14 protein-coding genes are annotated in these 14,226 nt (G+C 64.3%); 5 read left to right on the top strand and 9 right to left on the bottom strand.

Features of this window, described 5'->3' with window-relative positions; genetic code table 11:
- Positions 1–5: 5 nt before the first annotated feature.
- The 5 genes from prmC to KVP70_RS06630 form a co-directional block, all read right to left on the bottom strand.
- Positions 6–845, bottom strand: a complete 840-nt coding sequence (gene prmC / locus KVP70_RS06650; protein ID WP_217941372.1) for a peptide chain release factor N(5)-glutamine methyltransferase — start codon at positions 843–845, stop codon at positions 6–8.
- On the bottom strand, positions 845–1,312 hold the full coding sequence (locus KVP70_RS06645; RefSeq protein ID WP_217941371.1) for a disulfide bond formation protein B: 468 nt from the start codon (positions 1,310–1,312) through the stop codon (positions 845–847). The genes prmC and KVP70_RS06645 overlap by 1 nt, the downstream gene beginning before the upstream one ends.
- Positions 1,313–1,447: 135 nt before the next feature.
- Positions 1,448–2,524 carry a peptide chain release factor 1 gene (gene prfA, locus KVP70_RS06640; protein ID WP_217941370.1) on the bottom strand — a complete coding sequence of 359 codons (1,077 nt, stop codon included), beginning with the start codon at positions 2,522–2,524 and terminating at the stop codon, positions 1,448–1,450.
- A gap of 94 nt (positions 2,525–2,618) precedes the next feature.
- Complete coding sequence (gene hemA, locus KVP70_RS06635; RefSeq protein WP_217941369.1) at positions 2,619–3,893, bottom strand: glutamyl-tRNA reductase; 1,275 nt, start codon at positions 3,891–3,893, stop codon at positions 2,619–2,621.
- A gap of 106 nt (positions 3,894–3,999) precedes the next feature.
- The gene (locus KVP70_RS06630; protein WP_217941368.1) at positions 4,000–4,689 is read right to left on the bottom strand and encodes a response regulator transcription factor; all 690 of its coding nucleotides are present in this window, start codon (positions 4,687–4,689) and stop codon (positions 4,000–4,002) included.
- Positions 4,690–4,927: 238 nt separating this feature from the next.
- On the opposite strand from KVP70_RS06630, the gene KVP70_RS06625 reads away from it, so the two are divergent.
- On the top strand, positions 4,928–5,440 hold the full coding sequence (locus KVP70_RS06625; protein WP_217941367.1) for a hypothetical protein: 513 nt from the start codon (positions 4,928–4,930) through the stop codon (positions 5,438–5,440).
- Positions 5,441–5,453: 13 nt separating this feature from the next.
- Here KVP70_RS06625 and minE read toward each other — a convergent pair whose 3' ends face one another.
- The 4 genes from minE to metE form a co-directional block, all read right to left on the bottom strand.
- On the bottom strand, positions 5,454–5,705 hold the full coding sequence (gene minE, locus KVP70_RS06620; RefSeq protein ID WP_008443622.1) for a cell division topological specificity factor MinE: 252 nt from the start codon (positions 5,703–5,705) through the stop codon (positions 5,454–5,456).
- A gap of 2 nt (positions 5,706–5,707) precedes the next feature.
- Positions 5,708–6,523 (bottom strand): septum site-determining protein MinD, encoded by an 816-nt coding sequence (gene minD / locus KVP70_RS06615; RefSeq protein WP_217941366.1) that lies wholly within the window; start codon positions 6,521–6,523, stop codon positions 5,708–5,710.
- A gap of 28 nt (positions 6,524–6,551) precedes the next feature.
- Positions 6,552–7,325, bottom strand: coding sequence for a septum site-determining protein MinC (minC, locus tag KVP70_RS06610; RefSeq protein ID WP_217941365.1), 774 nt, complete (start codon positions 7,323–7,325; stop codon positions 6,552–6,554).
- A 161-nt stretch (positions 7,326–7,486) separates the two neighbouring features.
- Positions 7,487–9,859 carry a 5-methyltetrahydropteroyltriglutamate--homocysteine S-methyltransferase gene (gene metE / locus KVP70_RS06605; RefSeq protein ID WP_217941364.1) on the bottom strand — a complete coding sequence of 791 codons (2,373 nt, stop codon included), beginning with the start codon at positions 9,857–9,859 and terminating at the stop codon, positions 7,487–7,489.
- Positions 9,860–9,965: 106 nt separating this feature from the next.
- On the opposite strand from metE, the gene KVP70_RS06600 reads away from it, so the two are divergent.
- From KVP70_RS06600 to pip, 4 genes are all read left to right on the top strand, one after another.
- Positions 9,966–10,874 carry a LysR family transcriptional regulator gene (locus KVP70_RS06600; protein ID WP_217941363.1) on the top strand — a complete coding sequence of 303 codons (909 nt, stop codon included), beginning with the start codon at positions 9,966–9,968 and terminating at the stop codon, positions 10,872–10,874.
- Positions 10,875–11,137: 263 nt separating this feature from the next.
- Positions 11,138–12,316, top strand: coding sequence for an acetyl-CoA C-acetyltransferase (locus tag KVP70_RS06595; RefSeq protein WP_217941362.1), 1,179 nt, complete (start codon positions 11,138–11,140; stop codon positions 12,314–12,316).
- Between the two features lie 104 nt (positions 12,317–12,420).
- Positions 12,421–13,161, top strand: coding sequence for an acetoacetyl-CoA reductase (phbB, locus tag KVP70_RS06590; RefSeq protein ID WP_008443632.1), 741 nt, complete (start codon positions 12,421–12,423; stop codon positions 13,159–13,161).
- Between the two features lie 89 nt (positions 13,162–13,250).
- A complete protein-coding gene (gene pip, locus KVP70_RS06585) occupies positions 13,251–14,207 on the top strand; it encodes a prolyl aminopeptidase (protein ID WP_217941361.1) in 957 nt (318 codons plus the stop codon).
- Positions 14,208–14,226 lie beyond the last annotated feature (19 nt).

The raw sequence follows: 14,226 nt of genomic DNA, 5'->3' as shown, positions 1-14,226 counted from the left end.
GGCCGTCAGTGCGCCCGCGCGCCGGTGACGCGCTCGATGCCGGCCAGGTCGGCCCAGCTTTGCACCTCGGTGTAAGCTTGCTCGGTCAACAACTGGCGCACGGCGGCGGCCTGGTCGTAGCCGTGCTCCATCAGCAGCCAGCCCTGCGGCTTCAGATGGGCGGCGGCGCCGGCGACGATGATGCGCAGCGCCGACAGGCCGTCGGCGTGGTCGGTCAGTGCGCCGAATGGCTCATAGCGCAGGTCGCCTTCGGACAGGTGGCGGTCGCCGCTGGCGATGTAGGGCGGGTTGGAGGCGATGACGTCGAACGGCGGCTGGCCTTGCAGCGCCGCGTACCAGTCGCTCTGCAGGAAATTGACGTGGGCGTTGTTGGCGGCGGCGTTGCGGCGCGCCACGGCCAGCGCTTCCGGGCTGACGTCGAGCGCGGTGACGGCGGCGTCGCGCCGGGTGTGGGCCAGCGCCACGGCGATGGCGCCGCTGCCGGTGCCCATGTCCAGCACGCGGCCTTGCGGCGGCAGGCGGTCCAGGGTCAGTTCGACCAGCAGTTCGGTGTCGGGACGGGGGATCAGCACGGCGCCGTTGACTTCAAACGGCAGGCCGAAGAATTCGCGCTGGCCGACGATGTAGGCGACCGGTTCGCCGGCCGCGCGGCGCTGCACCAGCGCGGCGAAACGCGCGGCCTGTTCGGCGTCGAGCGCGCGCTCGGACTGGGTGATCAGGCTCACGCGCGACAGGCCCAGCGCGTGGCACAGCAGCACGCGGTTGTCCAGCGGGTCCAGCAGGGACTGCACTTGCAGCGCGCCGATGGTGACGCCCGCGGTGATGGCGCCGAGGTCCGAGATCATCAACGTGCGCGGCGGATCAGCAGCCAGGCCAGGCCCAGCGTGCACAGGCCGAAGCCGAGGAAGGACCACTGTGGAATCGACAGGCCGAACCACGGCGCCAGCGCGTCTTCGCACAGGCCGTCGGCGTGGAACAGGAAGGGCAGGTAGGTCGCGGTGGGGATCTTGTTGAGGAAGGTCTCCATCGGATCGATGCCGCACGACAGGCCGGGATGGGCCAGGATGTACAGGTGCTTGCCGGCGGTGTACAGGCCGCCCAGCGCGGCCATCAGCGCGAGGCCGGCGCCCAGCCTGGGCTTGGTGTAGGCGCCGGCCAGGCAGCAGAGGCCGATGGCGATGAACAGGTAGCGCTGGATCACGCACAGCGGGCACGGCAGCATGTCCAGGCCGATCTGCAAATACAGGGCGACGCCGATCAGGCCGAAGCAAGCGATGGCGATGGACAGCAGCAGGGAGCGCGTATGTAGCATGGGGTGATCCGATTCGAGGGAAGTAGCGCGCAATTCTCGCACAAAGTTGTTGTGTCAGCCTTAGCAAGCTATTAAATTCAACCCCACCGCGAATGGGGTCGGACCCCGTCCGGGGTCCGACCCCCGGCTTGCGGGTTAATCGCCCAGCGCCGCCAGCAGCTCGGCCTGGTGTTCGGCGGCCAGCGCATTGGTCAGCTCGGTCAGATCGCCGTCCATGATGAAGTCCAGCTTGTACAAGGTCAGGTTGATGCGGTGGTCCGTCATGCGGCCCTGCGGGAAGTTGTAGGTGCGGATGCGTTCGCTACGGTCGCCCGAGCCGATCAGGCTCTTGCGGGTGGCCGCCTCCTTCGACTGCTGCTCGCGCAGCTGCACGTCCTTGATGCGTGCCGCCAGCACCTTCATCGCCTGCGCCTTGTTCTTGTGCTGCGAACGGTCGTCCTGGCACTCGACCACGATGCCGGTCGGCAGGTGGGTGATGCGCACGGCCGAATCGGTCTTGTTGATGTGCTGGCCGCCGGCGCCGGACGCGCGGTAGGTGTCGATGCGCAGCTCGGCCGGGTTGATGTTGACGTCCTCCACCTCGTCCGCCTCCGGCATCACCGCCACCGTGCAGGCCGAGGTGTGGATGCGGCCCTGGGTTTCGGTGGCCGGCACGCGCTGCACGCGGTGGCCGCCGGATTCGAACTTGAGCTTGGAGTAGACGCTGTTGCCGATCAGGCGCACGATCACCTCGCGGTAGCCGCCCAGGTCCGACGCCGATTCCGACACCACTTCCACCTGCCAGCGATTGCGCTCGGCGAAGCGGGTGTACATGCGCAGCAGGTCGCCGGCGAACAGCGCCGACTCGTCGCCGCCGGTGCCGGCGCGGATCTCCAGGAAGATGTTGCGCTCGTCGTTGGCGTCCTTCGGCAGCAGCATCTTCTGCAGCTCCAGTTCCAGCTCCGCCAGGCGGGTCTTGGCCGCCTCGATCTCGTCCTGCGCGAAGTCCTTCATCTCCGGATCGGCCAGCATCTCCTGCGCGGCGGCCTGGTCGCCCACGGCTTCCTGGTAGGACTTGTACAGCGCCACCAGTGGGCCCAGTTCGGCGTGCTCGCGGGTCATCTTGCGGTAGGCGTCCATATTACTGGTCGCGCCTTCGCTCATCAGCAATTCATCGAGTTCGACCAGGCGGTTTGCCAATTGATCGAGCTTGCCCAGCATGGATGGTTTCATAGCGTATTCGGTAAAGGAGTTGGAGCAGATGCCGCGGTGGCGGCGGGGAGTGCGCGGCGGCGTGGCGCGCGCGGCGCGGGGTCGGGCAGTGGCGCTAACGACGGCCGCGGAACAGCTGCGGCAGCAGCTCGGCCAGGTGGGCGCGTTCCTCGCCCTGCGCGCGGTGCAGCGCCTGCTGCGGTCCGTGCATGAATTTCGCGGTCAGGCCCTTGGACAGGGCTTCCAGCACGGCGTCGATGTCTTCGCCCTTGGCCAGCATCTTGCGGGCGCGTTCCAGTTCCAGCTGGCGCAGCGCTTCGCCGTTTTCCTGCAGGCTCTGGATGATGGGCACCACGGCGCGGTCGTCGATCCAGTGCATGAACGATTGCACGCGGGTTTCGATGATCGCTTCGGCCTGCGCCACGGCGGCCTGGCGGTTTTCCATGCCGGTCTGGACCACTTTGCCGAGGTCGTCCACGGTGTACAGGAAGACGTCGTTGAGGCGGCCCACTTCGGTTTCGATATCGCGCGGCACGGCCAGGTCGACCATGAACATCGGCTTGTGGCGACGGGCCTTGATGGCGCGCTCCACCATGCCCAGGCCGATCAGCGGCAGCGACGAGGCGGTGCAGGAGATGACGATGTCGTACTGGTGCAGCTTGTCCTGCAGCTCGGCCAGGCGGATGGCGCGGCCGCCGAAGCGGTGCGCCAGGATCTCGCCGCGGTCCAGCGTGCGGTTGGCGATGGTGATGCTTTTCGGATTCTGCGCCGCGAAGTGGGTGGCGCACAGCTCGATCATCTCGCCGGCGCCGATGAACAGCACGTTCGTATCAAAGATCTTGTCGAAGATGCGCTGCGACAGCCGCACGGCGGCGGCCGCCATCGACACGCTGTGGGCGCCGATCTCGGTGGTGCTGCGCACTTCCTTGGCGACCGAGAACGAGCGCTGGAACAGCTGGTGCAGATAGGTGCCCAGGCCGCCCGCCTCGTCGGCGGTGCGGATCGCGTCCTTGATCTGGCCGAGGATTTGCGTCTCGCCCAGCACCATCGAATCGAGCCCGGAGGCGACGCGGAAGGTGTGGCGCACGGCGTCGTGCTGCGGCAGCAGGTACAGGTGCGGGCGCAGTTCGGCGTAGTTCAGCTTGTGGAAATCGGCCAGGAAGTGGGCGCCGGCGTCGAGCGAATCGGGCACCCGGCTGGCCGCGTACAGCTCGGTGCGGTTGCAGGTCGACAGGATGGCCGCCTCGTCGCTGCCGCGATGGTCGATGCGCTCGAACCAGGAACGCGCCGCCACCACCGCCTGCCCCAGTTGTTCCGGGGCGAACGCCAGCTGCTCGCGCAGCGAGACGGGGGCGGTATTGTGGTTGAGGCCGACGGCAAGCAGCTGCATTTCGGGTCCGTGCGTTGAGTGTTCGGACATTATACCGTGTTGTACCCGTAGGTTGCCTGTGGCTGCCTATATCTCAGGCAGCATACCGGCCATATCAGAGGTCCGATCAGGCGCCCAGTTTTTCCAGGCGGTAGCCGTAGCTGTAGACCGGCACCAGGCGGTAGCCGTTTTCTGGCTTTAACTGCAATTTATTGCGGACGCGGGATACATGGGTGTCCATGGTGCGCGACGGCACGGCGGTCTCGCGTATCCACACCGCCTCGTGGATGTAGGCGCGCGACAGCGGCCGTCCGATGTTGCGGAAAAATAACAGGGCCAGGTAGAACTCCTTGTGGGTGACGTCCAAAACGATGCCATCCATCAACAAACGGCCGGGACGGGTCTCGAACACATACTGACCGAATTGTAATTGTTCGGCGCCATTTTGCGCCGGGTAGGAGCGGCGCAGCAAAGCTTGCACCCGGGCCACCATTTCGCTGCGGCGCAGCGGTTTGATCATGTAATCGTCGGCGCCGGCGGCCAGGCCGGCGACGATGTCGTCCTCGCCCGAGCTGGTGGTCAGGAACAGGACCGGGGCGCTGTCGGGCAGTTTTTCGCGGGCGCGGCGCAGCACTTCCGCCCCGCTGAGATCGACTACTTGCCAGTCGAGAATCAACATGTCATAGCTGTCCTTGCGCAATTGCGCCAGCACGTCCTTGGCGGTCTGGAAGCTGTGGCAGACATGGCCTGCCGAGGTCAGCACCTGGCAAATCAGTTCGGCTTGGCTGCGGTCGTTGTCAAGTACGGCGATTCTCATACTGCTGCCTGTAGGAAATTATGTTAAGGAGAAGTCACTACAAATATAACAGAGATTTACAAAAAAAGTTAGCAAAATAGCTAATTATTTTTCTTAATGCACTAATATTTCCTTGACGACAACCCGATAATCCACCGTGTGACCCTGCACAACCATTACACGGTACACTGGAAAAACGCCGAACTCAATGAAGAAGTTGAAAAAAGGAAAGAAAGTCAGTGGACCGCAAGGAGCACGCATGGGACTGAAAAAAGACACAAATTGGACGCTGGTGCCGGGCACCGAGCGCGATATCGAGGCCGTGCGCGAGCGTTGCCGCAGGCTGGTGCGGCGGCGCGCGATGGTCTCGGCCGGCGTGGCGGCGGTGCCGATACCGGGGCTGGACGTGGTGTCCGACCTGCGCCTGTTCGCGCTGCTGATCGACGACATCAACCAGGAGTTCGGCCTGACGGCGCAGCAGATCGAGCGCATGCAGCCGAAGTTCCGGCTGATCGCCTACGAGGCCGCGATCGGCGTCGGCGGCATGCTGGTGGGGAAACTGGTGACGCGGGAAGTGGTGTTGCAGCTGCTGCGGCGCAGCGGCCTGAAGTCGGTGGCGCGCCAGGCCGGCAAGCTGGTGCCGCTGGCCGGACAGCTGGTCTCGGCCGGCATCGGCTTCGTGGCCTTCAGCCGGATCGGCTACCAGCATGTGGATGCCTGCGCCAAGGTGGCGCAGGAACTGGTGACGGCCGGGATCGCCCGGCCGCTGTAACGCGCTGGCGTGCTTAAGCGTCCGGCAGCACCACGTTCACGTCCAGCACCTCCAGGTTGCCCTGGCGGTCCAGCGAGATCTTGATGTCGTCGGCGTTGACCTTGGTGTACTTCGAGATCACCTCGATCAGCTCCTTGTGCAGCGCCGGCAGGAAGTCCGGACCGCTGCGGCCATTGCGCTCGCGCGCGATGATGATCTGCAACCGCTCCTTGGCCGCGGTGGCGGTTTTCGGTTTTTGCGGGAACAGGAATGAAAGCAGGGCCATGATTACTTGCTCCCGAAAATACGCTGCAGCAGGCCAGGCTTCTCGTAGTTAGTGAAGCGCAACGGCAATTCCTGGCCGAGGAAGCGCGACACCACATCTTCGTAGGCTTCCGCAACATCGGTGCCCTTGAAGTGAATCGCCGGGTTACCCTGGTTCGACGCGTGCAGCACCGATTCCGATTCCGGAATGATGCCGATCAGTGGAATGCGCAGGATTTCCTGCACATCTTCGTACGACAGCATTTCGTCCGCTTCCACGCGTTTCGGCGAGTAGCGGGTGATCAGCAGATGCTCTTTGACGGGCTCGCCGCCGGTCTGCGCGCGGCGCGACTTGGCCTGGATGATGCCGAGGATGCGGTCCGAATCGCGCACCGACGACACTTCCGGATTGGTGACGATGATCGCTTCGTCGGCGAAGGTCAGCGCCATCAGCGCGCCGTGCTCGATGCCGGCCGGCGAATCGCAGATGATGAACTCGAAGCCCATGTTGATCAGCTCGTGCAGCACGATTTCCACGCCGTCTTCCGACAGCGCATCCTTGTCGCGCGTCTGCGACGCCGGCAGGATGAACAGGTTGTCGCAGTGCTTGTCCTTGATCAGCGCCTGGGTCAGCGACGCCTCTTTGTTGATCACATTGATCAGGTCGTACACCACGCGGCGTTCGCAGCCCATGATCAGGTCGAGGTTGCGCAGGCCGACGTCGAAGTCGATCACCGCGGTTTTATGGCCGCGCATGGCCAGCCCGGTGGAGAAGCTGGCGCTGGAAGTCGTCTTACCGACACCGCCCTTACCGGACGTTACAACAATAATTCTCGCCACAAAAAAATCCTTTTCAGAGAGTTGCTACTCAAGCGCGGTTTGCAGAATTGACAGATAGTATATCGATTCGGTCGCCGACCAAGCGAATTTGCGCAGGAGAACGTGCATATTCGGCCGGGAAACCGTCTTCAAAAGTGCGGTAAACGCCGGCAATGGAGACCAACTCCGGCGACATATTCATGGCAAAGATGCGCGCCTCGGCATTGCCGGAAGCGCCCGCCAGCGCGCGGCCGTTCAGCGTGGCGTACACGTGGATGCTGCCGTCGGCGATGATCTCGGCGCCGTTGTTGACCACGGCGGTGATGATCAGGTCGCAGCCGCGCGCGTAGATGCGCTGGCCGGCCCGCACCGGGGTGTCGATGATCATCACGCCGGCCTTGGCGGGGGCGGCGTCGGCGGTTGCGGCGGCGGCCGGCGCTGCCGCCGGGGCGGCCTTGACCGGCGCCGGCGCAGGCGTGTCCGCCTGCTCTTCGCGCGGCTTGGAGGCGGTTTCCACGCTCAGGCCGTGGGCGGCGATCTCGGCGGCCATGGCCGGCGTCGCGTTGCGCACGGCGACTGGATTCAAGCGGTATTTCTTCAGCAGGGCGATGATGCCGGCCCAGTCGACCGGCTCGCAGCCGGCCGGCAGCGCGGCGACGTCGATCACGGTCAGGTCGTCTTCGAAGAAGTCGGTGGTGCCGCCGGTCATTTCGGCCAGCGCGGCGTCGAGGGCCAGGCGGTCCGCCGTGGACAGGATGGCGGAGACTGCGACTACGGTGGAGATCTTGATTTCTATGGGCTTTTGAAACAGGCTCTTGGACATGGGCGACAGTAATAGAGGGTTAACCTCGCGCGCATGCGCAGGCACCAGCATTTTACTGTGGAAAACGGCGGATGGGGAGGGCTGGCACCGTACTGGGCCAGTAAAAATGCGGGATGGCGGCGGCCCGGCAGGCCGCCGCCACGGTGTTGCTTGGTAGTGGCTTAGTAGATCGCGTGTTCGGCGCGCAGCTGGCGGGCGGCGGCCACCATGTTGCGCAGCGCGGTTTCGGTTTCCGCCCAGCCACGGGTTTTCAGTCCGCAATCCGGGTTGACCCACAGATGGTCCGGCGGGATCACCGCGCTGGCCTTCCGCAGCAGCCGCACCATCTCGGCCTGGCCCGGCACGCGCGGCGAGTGGATGTCATACACGCCGGGACCGATCTCGTTCGGATAGCGGAACTGGCCGAAGCCGTTCAGCAGCTCCATGTCCGAGCGGCTGGTCTCGATGGTGATGACGTCGGCGTCCATGGCGGCGATCTGCGGCAGGATGTCGTTGAACTCGGCGTAGCACATATGGGTGTGGATCTGCGTGCCGTCGGCCGCCGCGCTGGCCGACACGCGGAAGGCGCGGGTGGCCCAGTCCAGGTAGGCGTCCCAACGGCTGCGGCGCAGCGGCAAGCCCTCGCGCACGGCCGGCTCGTCGATCTGGATGATGCCGATGCCGGCCTGCTCCAGGTCGGCCACCTCGTCGCGGATCGCCAGCGCGATCTGCAGCGCGGTGAGCGCGCGCGGCTGGTCATCGCGCACGAAGGACCATTGCAAAACCGTGATCGGGCCGGTCAGCATACCCTTCATCGGCTTGCCGGTCAGGCTTTGCGCGTGCACGGTCCAGTCCACCGTCATCGCCTTCGGACGGCTGACGTCGCCGAAGATGACGGGCGGCTTGACGCAGCGCGAGCCGTACGATTGCACCCAGCCCAGCTGCGTGAAAACGAAGCCTTGCAGCTGCTCGCCGAAATATTCGACCATGTCGTTGCGTTCGGCTTCGCCGTGGACCAGCACGTCCAGGCCCAGGTCTTCCTGGCGGCGCACGGCGTAGGCGATTTCATCGCGCATCTTGGCGTTGTAGCTGGCTGCGCTCAGTTCGCCGCGCTTGAAGCCGGCGCGGGCGGCGCGGATGTTGTCCGTCTGCGGGAACGAGCCGATGGTGGTGGTCGGGAAGGCCGGCAGCTTGAAGCGGGCGCGCTGCTCGGCCTGCCGCTGGGCGAACGGTGAACGGCGCTGGTCGGCCTCGACCGGCAGCGCGGCGATGCGCTCACGCACGGCGTCCTGGTGCACGCGCGGGCTGGCGCGGCGGCTGGCGATGGCGACGCGCGAGACGTCGAGCGCGTCGGCGGTGGCGGCGTCGTATTCTCCCTGCAGCGCTTGTTTCAATACGTACAGCTCGTCCAGCTTTTCAGTGGCGAAGGCCAGCCATGAGCGGATTTCAGGATCGAGCGCGCTTTCCGCCGCCAGCGTGAACGGCACGTGCAGCAGCGAGCACGAGGACGACAGCCACAGCTTGCCGCCGCGCTTTTCCATGATCGGCGCCAGCGTGGCCAGCGCCGCGTCCAGGTCGGTGCGCCAGATGTTGCGGCCGTCGACGATGCCGACCGACAGCACCTTGTGCACCGGCAGCCAGTCGGCGATGCTGGTCAGTTCCTGCGGCGCGCGCACGCCGTCCACGTGCAGGCCGGCCACCGGCAGGCGGCAGGCCAGGCTGAGGTTTTCCTCCAGCGGCGAGAAATAGGTGGCTAGCAGCAGCGGCACGCCGACCTGGTTCAGCTGCCAGTAGCTGTTTTCAAACGCGCTGCGCCACGGCGCCGGCAGGTCGAGGCCGAGGATGGGCTCGTCGATCTGCACCCATTGCACGCCCAGCGCCTTCAGGCGGTCCAGCACCTGGCCGTAGACCGGCAGCAGCTGATCCAGCAGGGCGAGGCGGGTAAATCCCGCCTCGCCGGCGGTCGCCGTTTTTTCCTTGCCCAGCCACAGGAAGCTCAACGGTCCCAGCAGCACGGCCTTGACCGCATGACCCAGCGCCAGCGCTTCGTTGACTTCGTCGAACAGGCGTTCGCAGGCCAGCGAGAACGCGGTTTCGGGCGTGAACTCCGGCACTAGGTAGTGGTAGTTGGTGTCGAACCATTTGGTCATTTCCAGCGCGGCCGAGGCGTGCGCCTGGCCGTCGTCATGCGCATGGACGTGGCCGCAGGCGGCCGGCTCGACCTTGGCGCCATTGCCGCGCGCCATGGCGAAATAGCGGCTCAATTGCGACTGATCGGCGCTGAAGCCGTAGCGGGCCGGTTCGCAGCCCAGCAGCTGGATGTGGTTGGCGACCTGGTCGTAGAAGGCGAAATCGCCGACGGTGACGAAGTCCAGCCCGGCCTGCTGCTGCAGGCCCCAATGGCGGGCGCGCAGTTCGCGGCCGACGGTTTCCAGTTCGGCGTCCGGCAGTTCGCCGCGCCAGTTGGCCTCCAGCGCGAACTTCAGTTCGCGCGCCGCGCCGATGCGTGGAAAGCCCGGAACGTGGCTTTGTATGGCTTTATTCGATGTTGTCATTTTGATGTCATCCGCATTTAATATTGGTGATATAAAGTGTGCGGCAATCCGGTCTATAATCAAAACGAAAGATTTTGCGGCTTCACATGAAAAATTTTAATAGACCATGCTAGAGATACGCCACCTGCGCACCCTGAGTGCCCTCCGTTCCGCCGGCAGCCTGGTTCGTGCTGCGCAACTGCTGAATTTGACGCAGTCGGCCCTGTCGCATCAAATCAAGTTGCTGGAAGATCGCTACGGTGGGCCGCTTTTTGAGCGAAAATCCGTGCCGATCGGGTTTACCGCCACCGGCGCCCGGCTGCTCAAGCTGGCCGATCTGCTGCTGCCGGAAATCGAGGCGGCCGAGCGCGAAGTGGCGCGCCTGACCCAGGGCGATACCGGCCAGTTGCGCGTGGTGTTGGAGTGCCACACCTGTTTCGACTGGCTGATGCCGGTGATGGATGAATTCCGCAAACGCTGGCCGGAAGTGGAAATCGACCTGGTGTCGGGCTTCCACAGCGAGCCGGCCGAGCTGCTGCGCAGCGGCGCCGCCGACCTGGTGATCGGTTCGCCCTACGGCCCCGACTTCGCCACCTTCCCGCTGTTCCGCTTTGAAATCCTGGTGGTGATGGCGCAGAAGCACCGGCTGGCGGCCCAGCGCCGCCTGCAAGCGGCTGATTTTGAAGGCGAAACGCTGATCACCTACCCGGTGCCGGAAAGCCGCATCGACCTGATCCGCGAAGTGCTGCAACCGGCCCATATCCATTTCGAACGCCGCACCGCCGAACTGACGGTGGCGGTGCTGCAACTGGTGGCCAGCCGCCGCGGCATCGCCGCGCTGCCGAACTGGGCGATCAAGAACTACGTCGACTACGACTACGTGATCGCCAAGCCGATCGGCGAGCAGGGCTTGTGGAGCGATTTGTTCGTGTCGGTGCCGGAGGCGCAGAAGCACAAGGCCTACGTGCTCGACTTCGTCAACGTGATACGCGAACAGTGCGCCAGCACGCTGGACGGTATCAAATTATTATCGTGACAGACTGATATTGTTTCTTCAAAATGAATGCGGTGGCTTTGACGCAAGTCAAAGTTACCACCATGTGCGACGCTTACGATGGGTGCCCAACGATTGCTGATCGTTGGCACGGATGCTGCTAGAGAAACCCTGTCATACCCTGGGAAAGTTCTCGCGGCGACGCACCATCGAAACACCGCACGACCCTGTCGCTCGAAGCGTATTATCGAAGTTCGCGTTGTTGCTAAACTAAGCCGGCCCCGGCCGGCGCATTGGAGAATCAAATGGATGATGTAGTTATCGTGGCCGCAGGCCGTACTGGTGTCGGCAAATTCGGCGGTAGCCTGGCCAAGACGCCAGCTTCCGAATTGGGCGCACACGTGATCAAGGGCCTGCTGGCCCAGACCGGTATCGATCCTAACCTGATCAGCGAAGCCATCCTGGGCCAGGTGCTGACCGCCGGCGTCGGCCAGAATCCGGCACGCCAGGCCGTCATCAAGTCCGGCCTGCCGAATACCATACCTGGTTTCACCATCAACCACGTGTGCGGCAGCGGCCTGAAAGCCACCCACCTGGCGGCGCAAGCGATCAAGGCCGGCGATGCCGAGATCATTATTGCCGGCGGCCAGGAAAACATGAGCGCCTCGCCGCACGTGATGAACGGTTCGCGCGACGGCTTCCGCATGGGCGACTTCAAGATGGTCGATTCCATGATCGTCGACGGCCTGTGGGACGCCTACAACCAGTACCACATGGGCACCACCGCCGAGAACGTCGCGAAGAAATACGAGATTTCCCGCACCGAGCAGGACGAGTTCGCGCTGAACTCGCAGCTGAAGGCGGAAGCCGCGCAAAAGGCCGGCAAGTTCAAGGATGAGATCCTGCCACTGGAAATCGTCCAGAAAAAGGGCAGCATCGTGTTCGACAGCGATGAATACGTCAAGCCGGGTTCGACCATCGAAGCGCTGTCCGGCCTGCGCCCGGCCTTCGCCAAGGACGGTTCGGTCACCGCCGGCAACGCCTCCGGCCTGAACGACGGCGCCGCCGCCGTCATCATGATGTCCGCCACCAAGGCCAAGGAACTGGGCCTGCCGGTGCTGGCCAAGGTCAAGGCCTACGCCTCGTCCGGCCTGGACCCTGCCTTCATGGGCATGGGCCCGGTCTCGGCCACCAAGCTGTGCCTGAAAAAGGCCGGCTGGACCCCGGACGACCTGGACCTGATGGAAATCAACGAAGCCTTCGCCGCCCAGGCCGTGGCCGTGAACAAGGAAATGGGCTGGGACACCAGCAAGATCAACGTCAACGGCGGCGCCATCGCCATCGGTCACCCGATCGGTGCATCCGGCGCCCGCATCCTGGTCACCCTGATCCACGAAATGGTGCGTCGCGACGCCAAGAAGGGCCTGGCCTCGCTGTGCATCGGCGGCGGCATGGGCGTGGCGCTGGCGATCGAACGCGCTTAATTTGTATCCTCAGTATTTGTAGCATCCGCAGCAGCAGTGCCGCGCCGGGCTGGCCCCGGTGCGGTGTCAGATGATTTTTGGTGTCAATTTAAGAGGGGACGAAAATGGCAAGAGTTGCATTAGTAACCGGTGGCATGGGTGGTCTGGGCGAGGCAGTATGTTTCAAACTGTCGGCACTAGGCTATTGCGTCGTTACCACGTATTCCCCTGGCAATCCGAAGGTCGAGCAATGGCTCGCAACTACCCGCGATCAGGGCTTTAATTTCCGTGCTTACCCGTGCGATGTGGCCGATTACGATTCGGCCCAGGCGTGCGTCGCAGCGATCGAAAAAGATATCGGTCCGATCGACGTGCTGGTGAACAACGCCGGCATCACCCGCGACATGACTTTCAAGAAGATGGACAAGCCGAATTGGGACGCCGTCATGGCCACCAATCTGGACTCCGTGTTCAACATGACCAAGCCGGTGTGCGATGGCATGGTGGAACGCGGCTGGGGTCGCATCATCAATATCTCGTCGGTCAACGGCCAGAAGGGCGCGTTCGGCCAGACCAACTATTCGGCCGCCAAGGCCGGCATGCACGGCTTCACCAAGGCGCTGGCGCTGGAAGTGGCGCGCAAGGGCGTGACCGTCAACACCATTTCGCCGGGCTACATCGGCACCAAAATGGTGATGGAGATCCCGCAGGAAGTGCTCGACACCAAAATCATTCCGCAAATTCCGATGGCCCGCCTGGGCAAGCCGGAAGAAGTGGCGGGCCTGGTGGCCTACCTGTCGTCGGACGAAGCGGCTTTCGTCACCGGCGCCAATATCGCCATCAACGGCGGCCAGCACATGTCCTAAGCGGCATGATGTTGTAGCCTCGGGCCAGGATCGTTCGCGATCCTGGCTTTTTTTTCGTACAATCTGCTATCGATGCCTAAAGGATAGCCATGTTCGACCCGACTTCGCCCCTGTTCCCGCCCGTTCTGCCGTCGCGCCACGGCATGCTGGCGGTCGACGACCTGCACACCATTTACTGGGAGGAGGTTGGCAATCCACAGGGCATACCGGTGGTCTTCCTGCATGGCGGGCCGGGCGCCGGCCTGTCGCCGCAGCACCGCCGCTTCTTCGATCCGGAGCAGTACCGCGTGATCCTGTTCGACCAGCGCGGCGCCGGCAAGTCGCTGCCGCTGGGCGAGTGCCGCAACAACACCACTCAGCTGCTGGTGGACGACATCGAGCGCCTGCGCGTCATGTGCGGCATCGAGCAGTGGCTGGTGTTCGGCGGTTCCTGGGGCTCGACGCTGGCGCTGGCTTACGGCCAGGCGCATCCCGAGCGCTGCCTGGGCTTCATCCTGCGCGGCATCTTCCTGTGCACGCAGGCCGAAGTGGACTGGTTCCTGTACGGCGCCCAGTGGTTCCATCCCGAGGTGCACGCCGAATTCGTCGCGCCGATTCCGCCGGCGGAACGCGGCAATCTGCTGCAGGCCTACGTCGACCGCATCATGAGCGACGATCCTTCCATCCACTGGCCGGCGGTGCGCGCCTGGAGCCGCTTCGAGGGGCGCCGTGTGTTCCTGATGCCGCAGGCCGAAGATCCGCCGTCCGACACGCTGGACCTGGGCGTGGGCCGGCTGGAATCGCACTACATGGCCAAGCTGGGCTTCTTCAGCGAGGACCAGCTGCTGCGCAATATGGAGCGCATCGCCCACCTGCCGGCGGTGATCGTGCAGGGCCGCTACGACGTGATCTGCCCGCCGGTATCGGCCTGGCGCCTGCACCAGGCCTGGCCCGGATCGGTGCTCAACATGGTGCCGGACGCCGGTCACGGCGCGATGGAAAAGGGGATCTCGCGCGCCCTGGTGGGCGCCACCGAGCAGTTCAAGAAGAGCCGCGGATTTGTTTGATCCGACCCGGAATCGGCGG

The organism is Duganella violaceipulchra, assembly GCF_019166075.1.
In the GTDB taxonomy this organism is placed as follows: domain Bacteria; phylum Pseudomonadota; class Gammaproteobacteria; order Burkholderiales; family Burkholderiaceae_D; genus Rugamonas; species Rugamonas violaceipulchra.
This window is presented reverse-complemented; position numbering and strand designations above follow the sequence as displayed.